The sequence below is a fragment of the Chloroflexota bacterium genome (genome assembly GCA_016875875.1).
Lineage (GTDB): Bacteria > Chloroflexota > Dehalococcoidia > GIF9 > UBA5629 > 9FT-COMBO-48-23.
This window is the reverse complement of the sequence record VGOP01000005.1, coordinates 126,885-145,761: the sequence shown is the minus strand read 5'-3', so window position 1 is coordinate 145,761 and position 18,877 is coordinate 126,885. Positions and strand designations below refer to the sequence as shown.

The 18,877-nt window shown below is 48.0% G+C and carries 12 protein-coding genes and 1 rRNA gene; 2 read left to right on the top strand and 11 right to left on the bottom strand.

What is annotated here, in order from left to right; translation table 11 throughout:
* Positions 1-426: 426 nt before the first annotated feature.
* From FJ023_05450 to rrf, 7 genes are all read right to left on the bottom strand, one after another.
* The gene (locus tag FJ023_05450) at positions 427-1,866 is read right to left on the bottom strand and encodes a cysteine--tRNA ligase (protein ID MBM4446782.1); all 1,440 of its coding nucleotides are present in this window, start codon (positions 1,864-1,866) and stop codon (positions 427-429) included.
* Positions 1,867-2,538, bottom strand: a complete 672-nt coding sequence (gene cysE, locus FJ023_05445) for a serine O-acetyltransferase (protein MBM4446781.1) — start codon at positions 2,536-2,538, stop codon at positions 1,867-1,869.
* On the bottom strand, positions 2,535-3,008 hold the full coding sequence (locus FJ023_05440) for a 2-C-methyl-D-erythritol 2,4-cyclodiphosphate synthase (protein MBM4446780.1): 474 nt from the start codon (positions 3,006-3,008) through the stop codon (positions 2,535-2,537). The genes cysE and FJ023_05440 overlap by 4 nt, the downstream gene beginning before the upstream one ends.
* Positions 3,009-3,012: 4 nt before the next feature.
* The gene (gene ispD, locus FJ023_05435; protein ID MBM4446779.1) at positions 3,013-3,681 is read right to left on the bottom strand and encodes a 2-C-methyl-D-erythritol 4-phosphate cytidylyltransferase; all 669 of its coding nucleotides are present in this window, start codon (positions 3,679-3,681) and stop codon (positions 3,013-3,015) included.
* A gap of 22 nt (positions 3,682-3,703) precedes the next feature.
* Positions 3,704-5,086 carry a DNA repair protein RadA gene (gene radA / locus FJ023_05430; protein ID MBM4446778.1) on the bottom strand — a complete coding sequence of 461 codons (1,383 nt, stop codon included), beginning with the start codon at positions 5,084-5,086 and terminating at the stop codon, positions 3,704-3,706.
* 133 nt (positions 5,087-5,219) lie between these two features.
* Positions 5,220-7,703, bottom strand: a complete 2,484-nt coding sequence (locus tag FJ023_05425) for an ATP-dependent Clp protease ATP-binding subunit (protein ID MBM4446777.1) — start codon at positions 7,701-7,703, stop codon at positions 5,220-5,222.
* A 155-nt stretch (positions 7,704-7,858) separates the two neighbouring features.
* Positions 7,859-7,975, bottom strand: a 5S ribosomal RNA gene (gene rrf, locus FJ023_05420).
* Positions 7,976-8,102: 127 nt separating this feature from the next.
* Between rrf and FJ023_05415 the strand changes: the two genes are divergently transcribed.
* Together FJ023_05415 and FJ023_05410 are read left to right on the top strand one after the other, a co-directional pair.
* Positions 8,103-8,438, top strand: coding sequence for a helix-turn-helix transcriptional regulator (locus FJ023_05415; protein ID MBM4446776.1), 336 nt, complete (start codon positions 8,103-8,105; stop codon positions 8,436-8,438).
* Between the two features lie 6 nt (positions 8,439-8,444).
* Positions 8,445-9,371: a hypothetical protein gene (locus FJ023_05410; protein ID MBM4446775.1), complete on the top strand. Its 927-nt coding sequence runs from the start codon at positions 8,445-8,447 to the stop codon at positions 9,369-9,371.
* Positions 9,372-9,414: 43 nt separating this feature from the next.
* Here the strand turns inward: FJ023_05410 and FJ023_05405 are convergent, their stop codons facing one another.
* From FJ023_05405 to FJ023_05390, 4 genes are all read right to left on the bottom strand, one after another.
* Positions 9,415-9,855, bottom strand: coding sequence for a hypothetical protein (locus FJ023_05405; protein ID MBM4446774.1), 441 nt, complete (start codon positions 9,853-9,855; stop codon positions 9,415-9,417).
* Between the two features lie 70 nt (positions 9,856-9,925).
* Entirely contained in the window at positions 9,926-10,966 is a 1,041-nt protein-coding gene (gene ruvB, locus FJ023_05400; GenBank protein MBM4446773.1) for a Holliday junction branch migration DNA helicase RuvB, read from the bottom strand.
* 129 nt (positions 10,967-11,095) lie between these two features.
* Positions 11,096-15,070: a DNA-directed RNA polymerase subunit beta' gene (gene rpoC / locus FJ023_05395; GenBank protein MBM4446772.1), complete on the bottom strand. Its 3,975-nt coding sequence runs from the start codon at positions 15,068-15,070 to the stop codon at positions 11,096-11,098.
* 9 nt (positions 15,071-15,079) lie between these two features.
* The gene (locus FJ023_05390) at positions 15,080-18,748 is read right to left on the bottom strand and encodes a DNA-directed RNA polymerase subunit beta (protein MBM4446771.1); all 3,669 of its coding nucleotides are present in this window, start codon (positions 18,746-18,748) and stop codon (positions 15,080-15,082) included.
* Between the last annotated feature and the right edge of the window lie 129 nt (positions 18,749-18,877).

The following is an 18,877-nucleotide window of genomic DNA, read 5'->3' as shown; positions in this document are numbered from 1 at the left end:
TGCGGCAATTGTGGAGCGTCTCTAAACTGGCCGATACAGCAAACACAACCGCCGCCAGTCAATCAACAGCAAATACAACAATCACGTAGTTATGAGCAACAACGACGAGGTACAATCTTCGGCGCTTTAGGGGTTGTGTTCGCAGTTTTGTCATTGGGTTTCTTCCCAATTATTTTTGGTGCGGTCGCACTAGCATTTGGAGTCATAGGTATTGTCAGGGGTAGTACTGTTTTGGGTGCCGTGGCAATAGTGCTCGGAGTGTTATTTGCGTTCATAGGTGCTTTGTGGGGAGCAGCTGTTTGGAGTAATCTATTAGCATAGAAAAGGCAAACTGCTGTTTCCCTCTATTGCAGGTCACAAAAAATCAGCTCGTGGACTTGACCTTGGACGAGATTCTTCGATTCGCTCAGAATGACAGAGGGAGAGCTATAATATCCGCTTCCACACTGTGCCCTGGGGCGTATCCTCCAGAGCCACTCCCAGGTCGCTTAGACGCTGCCGTACCATATCAGCCAGTTGCCATTGTTTGGCTTGGCGTAACTCTTCACGGGTCTCAATCAGTAGCTGAATAAGCTGCTCGACTTTCATCGTAGGGTCGTGCCTTGGTGCCAGACGAAACTCATGACTGAGTTCGCTTAGAAGTGCCACGAAAGGTTCAGCCTCAAGCGGCGGCCTCGCCGGCTCCTCCAGCGTGAAACCGAGCACCCCAGCCAATTCTGTCAAGGCATTCAGAGCACCGGTTACATCGTATTCCTCTTCACGCGCCCGGTTGATCTCTCGAGCCAAGTCAAAAAGCACTGCCACCGCCTGGGCGGTGTTGAAGTCATCATTCATGCTGTCGGCAAACCGGCGCTTTAACGGCTCAGCATCAAGCACAGCCTTGCCGCCAACCTTTCCTTCCTCCCTGATAACCTGTCGCAGCCTCTCCATGCCAGTCTCGGCAGCTTTCAGCGTCTCTTCACTATAAGTCAGCGGACTGCGGTAATGGGAGCCGAGAATAAATAGGCGAATGGCATCGGGGCTGCAGCGCTCCAGGGCTTGTTTTACAGTTATCAGGTTACCCAGAGACTTGCTCATCTTATTCTCGCCCAATTGCAACAGCCCATTATGCAGCCAGTACCTGACAAAGGGTGCCACCCCGGTGAAGCTTTCTGACTGGGTTATCTCATTCTCGTGGTGAGGGAAGATAAGGTCCTGGCCACCACCATGAATATCAAGGCTTTTGCCCAGGTATTTCAACGCCATAGCGCTGCACTCTATATGCCATCCCGGTCTGCCCTGACCCCAGGGACTTGGCCAGAAAGGTTCGCCCGGTTTGGCTGCCTTCCATACGGCAAAGTCCAGCGGGTACTCTTTCTCGCCCTCCTCAGCAGAACCCCGGGATATCATGTCATCTAGAGCTTGATGAGACAGCTTGCCGTAGCCGGGAAATTTTTTCACTCGAAAATAGACACTGCCATCGGACTCATAGGCATATCCCTTGGTTATCAAGCCCTGTATCACTTCGATTATCTTGGGTACCTCCTCAGTCGCCTTGGGATAAACATGGGCTCGCTTTATGTTCAAAGCATCCATATCCTTGAAATATTCGTCAATATATTTCTCAGCCAGCTCCGATGACGAAACCCCCAACTGGTTGGCCCGATTTATTATCTTGTCATCAATATCAGTAAAGTTTTGGACATGCTTCACCTTATAACCCTTGAACTCGAGATAGCGCCGGATGACATCGAATAGCACATAGCTCATGGCATGCCCGATATGGCAATCATCATAGACGGTGACTCCGCAGACATAAATGTTAACCGCTTTCCCCTTGGGACGGAACTCTTCTTTCTGCCCCGACAGCGTATTAAATACTTTCATCTAGTTTCTCCGAGGTGAACGTTTAGCAGCCGTCCTGGTCTTAGGCCGCTTATCCTTCAAAGCTTTCTCCAGCTCAGCAACCTTTTTTTCCAGACTCTCAAGCTTTTCCCAAACCGGGTCAGGCAATTTCTCCACGGTATCGGTATCAGGATTGCGGATTTCAACCACTCGACCGGGCACACCGACAACAGTGGCATTAGCTGGCACCGAAGTTATCACCACAGAACCAGCGCCGACCTTTACATTGTCACCGATGGTGATGGCTCCAATAAGCTTCGACCCGGCGCCCACAACCACGTTGTTGCCCAGAGTGGGATGTCGCTTCTTTTTCAATAAGCTCGTGCCACCCAGAGTAACTCCCTGGTACACGGCAACATTGTCGCCAATCTCAGATGTCTCCCCGATTACAACCCCCATACCATGGTCAATAAAAAAGCCCTCCCCGATTTTAGCTCCGGGGTGAATCTCAATTCCGGTGAAAAAACGACCGAGGTGCGAAATCAGGCGAGGGAAAAAGGGAACACGCCAGTTCCAGAGAGTATGAGCCAGGCGATGAAACTGCCGGGCATGAAAGCCGGGGTAGGCGAAAAAGACCTCGAAAACGTTCCTCGCTGCCGGGTCATGCTCAAAGACCGCTTGTACATCCTTCCTGATGTTCCTAATGAACTTCATAACTCGTCCACCAGAGCTACGGCATAAGCAGCTATCCCCTCTCTCCTGCCAGCAAAACCCAAGCCATCAGTGGTAGTTGCCTTGACCATAACCTGCCCTAAATCAACTCCCAGAGTCCGACCGATGCGACCACGCATGTCCTCAACAAAAGGCGATATTTTAGGTTGCTCAGCAACAACAACCGCATCAACATTTACAACTCTAAAACCTTTCGCCTTGAGCAGCTTATTAACCTCGTCCAGCAAAACCAGGCTGGAAATATTATTATATTTAGGGTCTTCAGATGGAAACTGGCTGCCAATATCTCGGAGCCCTGCAGCACCAAGCAGAGCGTCCATTACGGCATGTGTCAACACATCAGCATCACTATGGCCTGAGAGCCCTTTATCAAACGGAATCTTCACTCCACCTAGAATCAGCTTGCGCCCCGGTACTAGCGTATGTACATCATACCCAATTCCGACTCGCATCAGGCTACTTTCTCCTCGCCATAACCTCAGCCAAAGCCAAATCTTCAGGAGTGGTTATCTTTATATTGTCATAAGACCCCATATAAAGCTTCACCTTGTATCCCAGCTGCTCAACCATGCTAGCATCGTCGGTAACATCACCTGTTACTTGCTCATGAGCTTTAGTTATTATATCAAAGCGGAAAACCTGCGGCGTCTGCACCGCCCATAACTCCTGACGATTGAGCGTTCCCCTGACCATCATGTCGCTGCCACCGAGTTTAACGGTGTCCTTAACCGGAACCGCCGCTACCACTGCCCCAGTTGCCTGAGCTGTCTCCAGACCATCACGAATCAAGTCCAACGTCAAGAAAGGGCGTGCTCCATCATGAATGACCACCCAGTCACAACCATCAAGTTCATTGAGCCCTTGCCTGACAGAGTCCTGTCGCCGACTACCACCTGGGCAAACTTCCACTACTTTAGACCAGCTTCTTTCAGCGACTAATCTCTGCCCCAAATCCAACTTAGTCTCATTTAAAACGATTACTATCTGGCTGACCAGCACACAACTTTGGCAGACATCTACTGACCAGGCTAGCAAAGGTTTTCCAGCCAAAGGCATAAAGACTTTGTCCGTCCCCATTCGCTGGCTGCTGCCGGCTCCAACAATGACAACTCCCGTTTGAGACATGCGGCTCTTCACCTGGATACACTCACTTCTTCGGCGTCCTGACAAGACCCAGCCGGAGGGCTTCAGCTACAGTGCTTGCTGTCAAAAGCTCAACGCCTTTCACAGCGGACGAAATCTTGGATGAGGTTTCAGGGATGAGGCAACGCTTAAAGCCCAATCTGGCCGTTTCAGCAATTCGCCTTTCCAACTGAGGCACAGCTCTAATCTCACCGCTCAACCCCACCTCACCAAGAGCTACAAGCCCCGGGGCAACCCGAGCATCCCGGTGACTCGACGCAATCGCCAGAGCAATGCCCAGGTCGGCAGCCGGCTCACCAATCCGCATACCACCGATAACATTGGTTATAATATCTTGATTGGAAAGGTTAACACCAGCACGCCGGCTAAGCACAGCGGCTATTAAGAGCAACCGATTAAAGTCAACCCCATTGGCAATGCGTCGCGGAGGACCGAAGCTAGCTAGACTGGTTAAAGCCTGTATTTCCACCAGCAGAGGGCGGCTTCCCTCAAAGGTGGACACCACAGCCGAACCAACTGCTCCATCGCGATGTGAAGCCAAAAAAGCTTCGGACGGGTTAGCCACCTCTATTAAACCCCCACCGCTCATCTCAAAAACGCCGACTTCATTTGTGGAACCAAAGCGATTCTTGGTGCTCCTTAATATCCGATAGCTGCTAAATGTCTCCCCTTCGAGATAAAGAACCACATCGACAATGTGCTCTAATACTCTGGGGCCGGCAATAGCCCCGTCTTTGGTGACATGTCCGGTGATAAGAGCTGGAATTCCGGCTCGTTTTGCCCATCGCATAAGCCTTAAAGTGCATTCCCGTATTTGGCCAACGCTACCTGGCGCTCCGGTTAGTTCCTCTATATAGACAGTTTGGATAGAATCAACAACCACCAAATTAGGCGACAGTTCTTGCAAGCGCCCCAAAATAGCCTCAAGATTAGTCTCGGGAAGAATATAAAGTCTGTCACCACCTATTCCAAGGCGTTCCGACCTGAGCTTAAGCTGGTGTGGTGACTCCTCACCGGAAACATATACCACCCTGTCTCCTCTCTCAGCCACTGCCGATGAGGCTTGAAGCAAAAGTGTAGACTTTCCAATACCCGGGTCACCACCGACAAGCACCAAGGAACCAGACACCAGACCACCACCCAGAACACGATTGAACTCAGTAAAAGGAAAATTCAGCCGGGGATATGCCTCAGTTTTCAGTTTGGAAAGCTCGCGTGGGGCGCTTTCCTCTGAATACAGCCAAGTAGCTACTTGGCTGGAGGCGGTGACAACAGTTTCTACAAAGCTATTCCACTCCTGGCAACCAGGACAACGGCCTAACCACTTCGGACTTTCCTTACCACACTGCTGGCAGACAAAGACAGTCTTGGATTTAGGCTTATTCAAATTATCAACCCTTCAATCAATGCCAAAACCGCCGAGCAACAGATTTGAATATTAAAAAGGGCGGGGGTCAATAATCTATGGTTAGTCCCGCCCTAAGTAGAATCAGACTATCGAGAAGCTGGAATTACACGGTTCAATTCAGTTCTTTTGCTACCCCCTCCCCTGATAAGGCTCCAGCAGCGGCTCGAATCACAATCTTTTCACCGTCATAGTCTACATTCAAAGTATCGCCGGGGCTGAACTCACCACGGAGTAGGGCCTCAGAAAGCTTATCCTCAACCTCATTCTGAATCACACGGCGCAGAGGCCGTGCTCCAAAAGTCGGGTCGTAGCCCTTTTCACCCAGAAAATCACGGGCAGCATCGGTGATTTCCAGTTTCAGATTCTTCTCGCCTACCGACTTAGCCACCTGGCCAAGCATAAGATCGACGATTTGACGGATTTGTTCTTTACTGAGAGAATGGAAAACGACCACTTCATCAATGCGATTTAGAAACTCAGGTAGAAAGGTCGTCTTTAACTCGGCAAGAACTTTTTCCTTCATCTTCTCGTATTCAGTGTGGCGATTCTTTTCTTCATCGGTCCGGGCGGCAAAGCCGATGCTCATAACACCTTTTATATGTTTGGCACCCACATTGCTAGTCATGACCACTATACCGTTACGGAAATCAACCCTGCGCCCTTTAGCATCGGTCAGGTGACCATCATCAAAAATCTGAAGCAATATATTGAAAACATCAGGATGTGCCTTCTCAATCTCATCGAGCAGTATCACGCAATAGGGCTTTCGCCTCACTGCCTCGGTCAGTTGTCCCCCCTCGTCATAGCCCACATATCCGGGAGGAGCACCAACCAGTCGAGCCACGGTGTGTCGCTCCATAAACTCAGACATATCGAGGCGGACCATAGCATCTTCACTGCCGAACATGAACTCGGCTAGAGCTCTTACCAGCTCGGTTTTGCCCACACCCGTTGGTCCCAGGAAAATAAAACTGCCAATAGGATGACGAGGCTCCTTTAAGCCGGCTCGGGCACGCCTCACCGCCTTAGACACAACATTTATAGCCTCATCCTGGCCAATAATGCGTCGGTGCAACGCCTCCTCCATCTGCAGCAGTCGGCTGGTTTCATCAGTGGTCAAACGTACTACGGGGACTCCAGTCCACATACTGACTACCTCAGCTATATCTTCCTCAGTCACGACCTGCTTTTCCTGTTGCTGCTCCGCCTGCCACTTCTGTTCCAGACCATTGATTTTGTCCACCAACTGTACTTCACGGTCACGCAGCTCGGCAGCATACTCATACTCTTTAGAAGAAATGGCAGTATCTTTGTCCCTGCGTACAGTCTCCAGGGCCCGTCTGGCTTCAGTCAAACCGATAGGCACCCCACCTCGCATTATGCGCACTCGAGATGAAGCCTCATCCATTAAATCAATAGCCTTATCAGGCAAGAACCGGTCAGGTATATACTTGGCGGCTAAAGAAGCTGCAGCCTGCAAAGCCTCATCACTTATAGTTAACTTGTGATGCTCTTCATAACGCACCTTAATGCCTCGCAGTATGTCCAGAGTCTGCTCCACAGTCGGCTCAGTCACCATTACCGGCTGAAAACGACGCTCCAAGGCAGCGTCTTTCTCAATATACTTGCGATAATCATCCAATGTGGTAGCACCAATGCACTGAAGCTCACCCCGTGACAACGACGGTTTCAAGATATTGGAGGCATCAACAGCACCCTCGGCGGCACCGGCACCGACAATAGTATGTAACTCATCAACAAAAACCACACAATTGCCGGCACCTTTTATCTCGTCAATGACCTTCTTAAGTCTTTCCTCAAATTCACCACGATATTTCGTGCCAGCTACCAACGAACCTATATCAAGAGTCACCAGCCGTTTGCCTTGCAGCGTCTCAGGGACTTCGCCTGCCACTATTCGATGTGCCAGACCTTCAACAATCGCTGTTTTGCCAACACCCGGTTCACCTATAAGCGCCGGGTTGTTCTTCGTGCGACGGCTGAGTATTTGGATAACTCGCTCAATCTCCTTGTTACGGTTAACAATAGGGTCAAGTTTCCCAGCCCGAGCTGCATTAGTCAGGTCAATACCAAGCTGGTCTAAGACCGGTGTCCGACCAGTGCCCCGGGCAACAGCACGGGGCTGAGATGAGCTCTGGCTTAGAACATTGTTTATCTCAGCTTGAGTTTTATCGAAGGTAATACCAAAGCTCTCCAAAACACCAACCGCTGCACCCTCACGATCACGCAACAGACCTAACAGGAGATGCTCAGTGCCTATATAGCTATGGTTCAATCGACGAGCTTCGTCAACCGCAAGTTCAATCACCCTTTTTGCTCTAGGAGTAAGCCCGACTTCGCCGATTGCTGACCTCTCTCCCCGCCCCACCACAAACTCCACAGCAGCTCGTATCTTATTCGGAAGTATACCCAAGTTAGCTAGGACTTTGCTGGCTACACTATCCTCTTCAGCTATCAAACCTAGCAATATGTGCTCAGTATCAATGTAATTATGCCCAAAACGTTGAGCTTCCTCTTGGGCACGGGTTAGGGCTCGACGAGCTCTCTCTGAAAATTTCTCAAACCTGCTGGCCATATGTGTCCTTGTCCTTTATACCTCTTTATGCTCGCTCAACCTACACCGCCAATTAAAATTATAAGACGTTTGGCTTGAAGTGTCAAAGCTTCAGGATAATCTTGATACCGTGTGCCGCAGAGAGAAAATTTTCTTTCAAGGGGTTTAGAAAAACCCCCTGGCAGTGGCATATTTTCCCAAAGAGTTGCCCCCCTAGTATCGTCTGCGCTGAGGCGTTTCACTTCCGTGTTCGGGATGGGAACGGGTGGTTCCACCTCGCTCTAACCACCAGAGGATAAAAACTATAGATAATATACAGCTAAAAATCGCTTTTGTCAAATAAAGCTGCCGACTTGACGGTAACACCTGTTGATGCTATCCTTAAAACTAAGCCTGACGTGTTAAGCGAGGTGTAAAAATATGCATTACGAACGCGAATTGCTCAAAGGCAGCACCGACTCTTTGCTTCTCTGTTTGATCAACCATCAGCCAATGTATGGCTACCAAATCATAAAAGAACTACAAAAAAGAAGCAATGGCTACTTTCAATTCAAGGAAGGTACTCTCTATCCAGCTCTCCACCGCCTTGAAAAGGCCGGGCTTGTTCAGGGCAAATGGCAGCAACTGTCAAGCAGCCAAGAAAGGCGCTACTATTACATAACACAAAAGGGGCAAGAAGCCCTGGCTGAAAGATTAGCTATCTGGCAAGACTTTTCTACGGCTGTGGCTTTAATCATGCAACCAGTAACTGGTTAACAAGCAATGCCAACTAAGCTGAACTATACAGATAGCCTCAAAAACTACCTAAGGCTTGAGCCCACAATCGAAAGCGATGTGGTACGAGAGCTTCATGCACACCTTGAAGATAAAAGCCACGAATTAATAGAATCTGGACTCTCCGAGGAAGAGGCAACTGCAACCGCAACTCGGCTCATGGGTGCTCCCCAACTTGTCGCTCGGCAAATATACGAAGTATATAGTCAGGGTAGTTGGCGTCAAGCTTTTTTCGCCGCTCTGCCCCATCTTTTAGTTGCCGCGCTCTTCGCTCTGCATTGCTGGAAAAACACCCTTTGGCTACTTGGAATCTTAGTTGCAGTTGTCGGCTCTGTAATCTATGGCTGGTTTCACAGCAAGCCAGCCTGGCTATTCCCTTGGCTGGGTTATTGCCTAATTCCAGTGATAGCCGTTGGCATCCTATTGATATATTTACCTGGCAACTGGGCTTGGTTCGCAGCCACTGCTTACGTTCCCTTAGCTCTGCTCATCATATTCTCCGTAACCAAGCAAACCATAAAGAAAGACTGGCTATTTGCATCACTCATGTTACTTCCAATTCCTACAGTTTTAGGTTGGATGCTAGCGCTAGAATTCGAAGATAAACTCATGTGGCACGAACAACTTTATGAATCCGCCACTCTAATTGCTTTGAGCTTCGCAGCATTGGCGCTGACTGTAGCCACTTTCATCCGCATCAAACAGCGCTGGGCCAAAGTCGGAGCTCTATTAACCCTAGACATACTGATCCTGGTGATAATGGCTTTGGGAGGCAAGAGTGCTATTAGCTTCGGCGGCTGGCTATTTCTCATTTTGCTGGCCTTACTACTTCTTCTTGGTCCGGCAATCCTGGACCGAAGAATAAGAGAGGCTAACCAGAAACCGCTAAAGCTGTCCAATAAATCCACTCGTTAACTCTATTCCACAAAACCAGCAAGGGAAAGAAAAAAGGTTATCTCTATCTCCAGAATCCCCGTTTTGTTTGTCTGGCTTCTTTTTCCATGGCTTCCAAATAGACCTGATATTTAACATCCGGGGGATAGGCTACAGCCCAGGCACAACCTTGCCTTACCATCTCGGCATTGATAAAGTTGTCGCCAACATAAACGTAGCGCAGTAATCTTCCATAGCTATCTTTGTCAGAAATATCTCTTTCCAGCCTAACCTTTTTGCCTGCTACTAGGTCTTCATTCACCTGTTTCGCTTCCAAGCAATAGAATTCATCGCTCTCGGGAGAGTCGATGCCAATATAACGCACATGATAACCACCATCAATAACAATAGTATCGCCATCGATAACTTTGATCACCATAGCCATGTCAGATGGCTGCTGGCAAGCCGATGATGGCAATAAAGCGGTCAAAATGAGCAGGCTAGCAAATCCGCTTCTAAAGCTCATTGTACTTCAAGTCCGACGGCTCTTTTATGCTGCTGGCCAGCAACAGGAAAGGAAAAACACCTAGTAACCCTTACCAGAGGCTTGCCTGAGGTGACTGCCCCCTCTTATAAGCAACTCCCAGGTGTTCGCAGGCAAGCCTGGTAGCCACTCTACCCCGAGGTGTCCGCTCTAGGAATCCTAATTGAAGAAGATAAGGCTCATAAACATCCATTATTGTATCTGCTTCTTCACTGATAGAAGCTGCGATTGTTTCTAGTCCGACTGGCCCACCGTCGAATTTCTTGATTATAGTACGCAGGACCTTGTGGTCTATCTCATCCAAACCAATACGGTCTATCTCCAATTTAGAAAGCGCTTCAACGGCAACAGATTCGGTAATTACCCCATCTGCCATTACCTGGGCATAGTCACGTACTCGCTTAAGCAGTCTGTTAGCTACCCGCGGTGTTCCTCGGGCTCGACAGGCAATCTCAGTAATGCCGACTTCATCTATATCTATATTGAGAATGCTTGCCGAACGCTTTAAGATCGCCTTTATAGCCGGTTCATCATAGAAATCAAGGCGGTAAACAGCACCGAACCTGTCCCTCAGAGGCGGGCTCATCAGGGCAAAACGGGTAGTAGCACCAACCAAAGTAAAACGAGGTAAACTTAAGCGTAAACTCCTGGCACCAGGTCCCTTACCAATAATTATATCTATGGCAAAATCTTCCATTGCCGGATAAAGTATTTCTTCTACCGGACGGCTGAGTCGGTGAATCTCGTCAATAAAAAAACCATCGTTTTTTTGGAGATTAGTCAGGATAGCTGCCAAATCTCCGGGACGCTCTATAGCTGGCCCCGAACTAACCCTGATATTGACGCCCATTTCAGCAGCGATAATGTAGGCTAATGTAGTTTTTCCCAAGCCGGGAGGCCCGTAAAGAAGAACATGGTCCAACGGTTCTCCGCGTTTATGAGCAGCAGCAATAGCTATCTCGAGATTACCCTTAACCTTCTCCTGCCCTATAAAATCACGAAGACGCCTGGGGCGAAGGTTAGTATCTAAGGAAACATCGTCAACACTGGGCTTACCTGACACTATCCGTGTCTTTAGTTCCTTATCTCTCATTGCTCAGGAAGCTAACTAAGTAAAATTATATCATATCAGGGTGTCAACGAACCAAAGCTAACAGAAGCAGGATGCTCAATAAAAAATCCTCGCTTGATGGCGAGGATTTTTCAAGCCACAAATTCCAACCTAATCTAATTTATCCCCAGCCTCACTATCCTTAGCCTCACTATCCCTAGCCTCTAACTCAGGTAACAGCCTGTCCTCCGGCACTGCTGAAGTATCTATTTGTTCTGTAACTACTTCCTCATCCTCCCCGACTATGGCTGAAGCTTGAGACGGAATGAGCTTACCGATAATTACGTTTTCCTTGAGCCCGAGGAGTCTATCTGTTCTACCCCAAATTGCTGCTTCGGTAAGTACTCTCGTAGTCTCTTGGAAAGAAGCAGCAGCTAACCAACTACTTGTATTTAACGAAGCTCGTGTAATCCCGAGGAGAACAGTCTGAGCGGTAGCTGGTTCACCCCCCTCAGCCAAAACCTTAGCATTTATACCCTCATACTCGAAGCGGTCGACTAGGTCTCCAGACAGAAGCTCGGTATCACCCGGGGATTCGACACGGACTCGCCTGAGCATCTGGCGTACAATAATTTCAACATGCTTATCATTAATGTTCACACCTTGCGAGCGGTAGACCTTTTGCACCTCTTCAAGTAAGTACTGCTGCACTGCCTCCCTGCCCATAATGCGTAGAATATCCTGAGGATCAACAGCACCATCAATTAACTGGTCTCCAGCTTTCACCCTATCGCCCGATTTAACGCGAATATGGCTCCCAGATGGAATTATATACTCTCGCTCTTCAACCTCTTCATATTTGATGTAGAGGTGCCCATCCTCAATAACTACGTTACCGGCAACCCTAGCCACCACCGGATGTTCTTCTATAACTGCTGGCTGCTTGCTTTTTTTAGCCTTTTTCTCAGAGGGGGGTGCTAAAGCAGCAAGATTTGTTCCGGCCTCAACCCACTGCCCATTGCTCACAACCACCTCCACTCCTGGCGGTAATGTATATTCATCTAGATATGATTCAGAACTGGTAATTATTATTTTCCGCACATCTTGGGTCTCAATTACATCTGCAACGCCATCGATTTCAGAGAGAACAGCCAGTCCTTTTGGCACCCTGGCTTCAAACAGTTCCTCTACTCTTGGCAAACCACTAGTAATATCAGCTCCAACCACACCCCCTGTATGGAAGGTGCGCAGTGTAAGTTGGGTGCCCGGCTCCCCGATACTCTGGGCAGCAATTATGCCTACAGCTGTGCCAGTTTCCACTAGCCCCCTCCTTGCAAGATCACGTCCATAACAGTGCTGACAGATACCACGGCGGGAATGGCAACTAAGAGGTGACCTCACATATACCCGGGCAATGCCAACCTCGGTAATGCGCTTTGCCTCTTCCTCATCAATTTCTTCATTTTCACGGATGATAATCTCGCCAGTACTTGGGTCAATAATATCAACCGCAGCTAGACGCCCAATCAGCCGCTCATTGAGAGGCGCCAATAATCCTTTCTCCGCTTTCTCAAATATCCAATTACCCTCTTCGGTACCACAATCTTTTTCGAATATGATCAACTCTTGGGCAACATCAATAAGGCGGCGAGTGAGATAACCAGCATCTGAAGTCCTCAAAGCGGTGTCAGCCAATCCTTTACGAGCACCGTGAGTGGATATAAAATACTCCATGACCGAGAGTCCTTCACGAAAGCTTGACTTGATAGGGAAATCAATTATCCTTCCTGACGGGTCAGTCATTAAACCTCGCATACCAGCCATTTGCCTGATCTGCGAAATATTTCCTTTTGCTCCCGAGGTTGCCATCATGTAGATGCCACCATAGCGATCTAAGGACTGGGAGATGGTTTCTGTGATTTTATCCGTAGTCTCTGTCCACACTTGAATCGCACTGCTATAACGCTCATCCTCAGTTATCAGCCCTCGGTTAAACTGACTTTCGATAACAGCTATTCTCTCATCACCCTCCTCAAGGAGCTTTGCTTTATTCCGAGGCACCTCAATATCTTTCGCAGCAATTGTGGTACCCGATTTAGTAGCATACTCAAATCCGAGCTGTTTAAGATTGTCAAGCATAGTAACTGTGGGGTCATTTCCCAATAAACGATAGCAGTCTAACACCAAGCGCTTCAAAGCAGCTTTGTCCATCACCTGATTATAAAATCGAAATTCAGGAGGTAAGACTTCGTTGAACAGAATCCGACCAACATTGGCCTTTAATCTCTGCCCGTCTCCATCTTTGTTTCTTACTTCTATCTCGGCATCTAAGCTGACAATGCCTAGTGCATAGGCAAGCTTAGCTTCTTCAAAATCGCAAAAAACCATCCCCTCGCCCTTGGCCCCAGGTCTGATATTGGTGAGATAATAACAACCTAAAACCATATCCAAAGTTGGTGTCATTACCGGCTCACCGCAACTCGGCAACAACATATTATAGACGCTAAGCATTTTCTCCCTAGCTTCTTTAACTGCTGCCCGAGCGAGAGGTACATGAACGGCCATTTGGTCTCCATCAAAATCAGCATTAAAAGCGGCGCATACCAAGGGATGAATCTGTATAGCACTACCATCAATAAGTACAGGCTCAAAAGCTTGTACACTTAAGCGATGCAATGTTGGAGCCCGGTTAAGCAATACCGGCCGCTCCTTGACCACTTCTACCAGAATGTCCCACACCTCAGGTCTAGCTTTTTCTACTTGTCTTCGAGCACTCTTGATGTTATGAGCATAGCCCTGCTCAATCAAACGACGCATAACAAAGGGCTTGAACAATTCCAAGGCCATATGTCTGGGCAAACCACATTGATGGAGCTTCAATTCAGGACCAACAACAATGACCGAACGACCACTATAGTCTACTCGTTTGCCCAAAAGGTTCTGGCGGAAACGACCCTGCTTGCCTCGAAGCATGTCAGACAGTGATTTTAGCTTGTGAATGCCACTGACCATCGGCGCTCGTCCCTTTCGCCCGCTGTCGACAAGTGCATCAACAGCCTCTTGAAGCATGCGTTTTTCATTGCGGATGATGATCTCTGGAGCGCCTAAATCGATCAGTCGCCTGAGACGATTATTGCGATTGATCACACGGCGATAAAGATCATTAAGGTCGCTGGTGGCAAATCTGCCTCCGTCCAGTTGGACGATAGGACGAAGCTCCGGAGGTAATACCGGGAGCACAATCAATATCATCCACTCAGGCTTATTTCCACTGCGCCAGAAAGCTTCAACCACACGCAATCGCTTGCTGGCCTTCTTGCGACGCTGGCCCGAACTCGAGCGGATCTCGTCAATGAGATCATGACGTAGTTTTTCAAGATCAATGTCTTTAAGAACGTCCAATATGGCTTCCGCCCCCATGCCAACTTCAAGAAAGTCACCAAATTCCTGCTTAAGCTCTTGACGTTGGCTTTCTGTAAGAAGTTTTAGCGGTCTCAGGTTCTCTAACTCTGATACTCTATCGTGTAACTCACCTTCAAGCTCGACTTTTCTATCAGCAAAATCGCGCCGTAACTGATTTATTTTTTCCAGGTCTTCCTGGTCTCGTGGCGACTTAGATTTTGCCCCTATCTCAGCAACTTGATCCGCCAACAACTGCTCCTTCTGCATAATCTGCTGAGATAGCCTTTCCTTGAGTTTTCTAATCTGCTCATCGCGCGCCGATTCATCAACCGAAGTAATTACATATTGCGCAAAGTAAAGCACCCGCTCCAAGTTTCGAGGGGATATATCAAGAAGCAATGCCAATCGACTAGGCACTCCTTTAGCAAACCAAATGTGAGCCACCGGAGCAGCTAATTCGATATGGCCCATATGCGTTCGGCGTACCCTGGAATGCTCTACCGTAACCCCACATCTATCACAGGTAACGCCACGATAGCGTATCTTCTTATACTTCCCACAATAACACTCATAATTCTTAGTTGGCCCGAAGATTCTTTCGCAAAAAAGCCCGTCCTTTTCTGGCTTCAGGGTTCGATAATTGATTGTCTCAGGTTCGGTCACCTCTCCGTAGGACCAGCTTCTAATTTGCTCCGGTGAGGCCAGCGAAACACGAATAGCATTAAAATCATTAACTTCAGTCATCTGTCTCCTTTAGCCCAAACCTTTAAGCGTAGTTCCAACTTTCTTCCTCTCTTCAAGGAAACTTACCATCTCCTCCTCTTCATTAAGCAGCTCAACAGCCAAACCTAGACTGCGCAATTCCATAAAAAGAACCTTAAAGGATTCAGGAACACCAGGTTGAAATATATCTTCACCCTTAACAAGTGACTCATAAGCTTTGGCTCGACCAGCTACATCGTCTGACTTAACAGTGAGCAATTCCTGAAGCGTATGACTGGCACCGTAGGCTTCCAACGCCCATACTTCCATCTCACCAAATCGTTGCCCGCCAAATTGAGCCTTTCCACCAAGAGGTTGCTGTGTGATTAGAGAATAAGGGCCAGTAGACCGAGCATGCACTTTGTCCTCAACAAGGTGAATAAGCTTCATCATGTAAATGCTGCCTACGGTCACCGGCTGATCGAATGGTTCACCGGTTCGGCCATCAACAAGATCGACTTTGCCGAATATAGGCGGCGATTGTTTCCGTTCAAGATAAACCTTTTCCACAGCCTCCTCCACTTGCTCATCACTAAGTCCATAGACCTTAACACCTAGCGCCTCAAGCCATAAGCGGAGACAAATTCTCTTCGCCTCTCCGGGATAACCATCATCGAATACTTTCTCAGCGTTATATCCATTGTCAGCAAGGCAAGCCTTAGCCTGGTCAAGTTTAACAGAGTTAAAATCTCCTCTACTTGCCTGGTTGATTGTGCCTACCTGCCGGACTATCCATGCTCTAGCCAAAGCATCCTCAATAGCAACATCATTAGCTCCGTCAAAAATCGGATTTAACACTTTAAGACCTAATGTTTCAGCAGCCCAACCTAAGTGGGTCTCCAAGATTTGCCCTATATTCATGCGTGATGGGACACCAATAGGATTGAGAATTATATCCACTGGCCTGCCATCAGGCAGGCAAGGCATATCCTCCTCGGGCAAGATACAGGAGATAACACCTTTATTGCCGTGTCTGCCAGCCATTTTGTCTCCGACAGAGATTTTTCGCTTCTGTGCAACCCACACCCGTACTAGATAATGAACACCTGCCGGTAAATCACTATGATTATGTCGAGAGAAAACTTTTACATCAATCACCTTCCCCCATTCACCATGTGGCACCCTGAGAGAGCTATCTTTAACCTCGCGGGCCTTTTCACCAAAGATAGCTCGTAGTAGCTTTTCCTCAGCAGTTAACTCGGTCTCACCTTTCGGACTGATCTTACCCACCAAAATAGAACCTGGCCCAACTTCAGCACCTATGCGGATGATGCCGGACTCGTCCAGATCGCGCAGACTCTCCTCGCCTACATTAGGTATATCTCTAGTAATCTCTTCTGTGCCCAGCTTTGTCTCGCGGGCTTCTATTTCAGATTTCTCGATATGGATGGAGGTAAACCTATCATTCTTGACTAGTCTATCACTGATGATAATAGCATCCTCAAAATTATATCCCCGCCAGCTCATAAAGGCACATATGATATTTTGCCCTAAGGCAAGCTCGCCACGATCTGTTGCTGAACCATCAGCTATAACTTGCCCCTTTTCGACTTTATCACCTTTAGACACTATAGGGCGCTGATTAACACATGTTCCCTGATTAGTTCGAATGAATTTCATTAATGGATAAACATGTTCATTCCCATTCTCTTCGGCAATCGTGATTTGAGTACTGTCAACTGAAACGATTTCACCACCACTTTTGGCAAATATAACCTGTCCACTATACTTAGCCACTTCCTTTTCCATTCCCGTAGCTATTAACGGAGCTTCAGGACGAAGCAAAGGCACAGCCTGACGCTGCATGTTTGACCCCATCAGAGCCCTGTTAGCATCATCATGTTCAAGGAAAGGTATGAGAGATGTAGTGACACTGAAAATCTGCTTCGGTGATACATCCATGAAATCTATCTCATCTGCAGGTTCCTTAAGGTATTTGCCACCTCTTATGACCCCAATTCTATCCTCAACAAACTCGTTTCTTTGGTCAAGAAGCGCATTAGCCTGAGCAATTGCATAGCGCTCTTCTTCGTCGGCGGTTAGATATTCAACTTGTTTAGAGACGAAAGGAACAACCCTTACAGTGCGAGAGGACAAAGAGGCTATCTTCTTAGCGATCTCTTTAGTAACCAAGTTCCTTTTGGAAACAATGACATTTCCACTCGAATCGGCGATGTCCTCCAAAACTGTCCTGCCTATCAGATTTTCAACGGTATTAGGCACCTCTTGGGTGACCTTGCGATAGGGTGTCTGTATAAAGCCATAGTCATTAACTGACGCATAAGTTGCCAGGGAGCCAATGAGACCAATATTCGGCCCTTCTGGCGTCTCAATGGGGCAAATTTTCCCGTAATGGGAGTGATGCACATCTCGAACATCAAACCCAGCGCGCTCACGAGAAAGCCCCCCGGGTCCCATTGCTGAGAGACGACGCTTATGAGTCAGTTCAGCCAAGGGGTTAGTCTGATCCATAAATTGTGAGAGCTGTGAACCACCGAAAAATTCTCTCATAGCAGCAACTATTGGGCGGTTATTAATCAGGGTAGCTGGGGTGGCAGCTTCCGGACCGACTATACTCATGCGTTCCTTAATCGTCCGCTCTAAACGTAACATGCCAATGCGGAACTGGTTTTGTATAAGGTGCCCTGCCGTCCGTACGCGTCGATTACGTAAGTGATCAATATCGTCCGGTTCTTCACTTCCATTGTTAATTTTGATAATACGTCGCACTATTTCTATAAAATCTTCCTTTGTTAAACAGCGGTGACACTCATCAATGTTAAGACTTAATCTATTGTTGAGCTTATATCGGCCAACTCTTCCCAAGTCATAGCGTCTGGGATTAAAGAAAAGATTGTTTAAGAGTGTTTGAGCATTCTCAACAGTAGGCGGTTCGCCAGGGCGCAATCGCCTGTAAATATCAACCAAAGCTTCTTCCCTGGTCTTGACAAAGGGCTCCCTATCCATTGTAGCCTGTATGAAGGTATGCTCCGACGATGTTTCCACGTCCTGGAAAAGCCCAAGCAGTTCGCCATCTTTGTCATAGCCGATAGCACGTAGCAAAATCGCCACGGGGATCTTTCTCTTACCATCCACCTTAACGAAAATAACATCCCTGCTGGAAGTTTCAAACTCCAGCCAGGTGCCATGCTCTGGAATCAACTTGGCAGTGCACAGCTCACGCCCACTAGCCAAGTCTTCCTGCAAGCCAAAATAAATACCCGGGGAACGAAGCAGCTGATTAACCACTACCCTCTCCGCACCACTGATTACAAAGGTGCCTTTCTCCGTCATAATAGGAAGGTCACCGAAAAATATCTCTTGCTCTTTAATCTCCCCGGTCTCTTTGACTATGAGTTTGGCCCTAACATAGAGCGGGGCAGCGTATGTCACATCCCGTTGGCGACATTGGTCTGCTGAGTATGGAGGTTGACGAAACTCATAGCCGACAAAATGCAACTCCAACCGCGTACCGGTGAAGTCGTGAATCGGTGAAACTTCCTGGAAAAGCTCCCTTAACCCCTCTTCTTGAAACCAACCAAAGGAATCAAGTTGTACCTTGATAAGATTGGGGATCTCCAAGACCTCAGGCAATTTAGCGAAGGATTTTCTCTTTTCCAAAGCAATGCTTGGTTTTTCCGGCACTAATGAAATAGACATAGTTCTCCCATCAGAAATTAAGACAAATGTCTCAAAAGTGGTACTTTAATCGAGAGATAGATCGTAACTATGGATTGTAATTGGGGGAAGATCTAATAGGAAATCGTTAAGGCATACCAATGCAGTAAC

Bases quoted from the DNA above. Each gene is read 5' to 3' on its own strand.
- FJ023_05450 (MBM4446782.1), bottom strand. From the start codon at position 1,866: ATGAAAGTATTTAATACGCTGTCGGGGCAGAAAGAAGAGTTCCGTCCC.
- cysE (MBM4446781.1), bottom strand. From the start codon at position 2,538: ATGAAGTTCATTAGGAACATCAGGAAGGATGTACAAGCGGTCTTTGAG.
- FJ023_05440 (MBM4446780.1), bottom strand. From the start codon at position 3,008: ATGCGAGTCGGAATTGGGTATGATGTACATACGCTAGTACCGGGGCGC.
- ispD (MBM4446779.1), bottom strand. From the start codon at position 3,681: ATGTCTCAAACGGGAGTTGTCATTGTTGGAGCCGGCAGCAGCCAGCGA.
- FJ023_05425 (MBM4446777.1), bottom strand. From the start codon at position 7,703: ATGGCCAGCAGGTTTGAGAAATTTTCAGAGAGAGCTCGTCGAGCCCTA.
- FJ023_05415 (MBM4446776.1), top strand. From the start codon at position 8,103: ATGCATTACGAACGCGAATTGCTCAAAGGCAGCACCGACTCTTTGCTT.
- FJ023_05410 (MBM4446775.1), top strand. From the start codon at position 8,445: ATGCCAACTAAGCTGAACTATACAGATAGCCTCAAAAACTACCTAAGG.
- FJ023_05405 (MBM4446774.1), bottom strand. From the start codon at position 9,855: ATGAGCTTTAGAAGCGGATTTGCTAGCCTGCTCATTTTGACCGCTTTA.
- ruvB (MBM4446773.1), bottom strand. From the start codon at position 10,966: ATGAGAGATAAGGAACTAAAGACACGGATAGTGTCAGGTAAGCCCAGT.
- rpoC (MBM4446772.1), bottom strand. From the start codon at position 15,070: ATGACTGAAGTTAATGATTTTAATGCTATTCGTGTTTCGCTGGCCTCA.
- FJ023_05390 (MBM4446771.1), bottom strand. From the start codon at position 18,748: ATGTCTATTTCATTAGTGCCGGAAAAACCAAGCATTGCTTTGGAAAAG.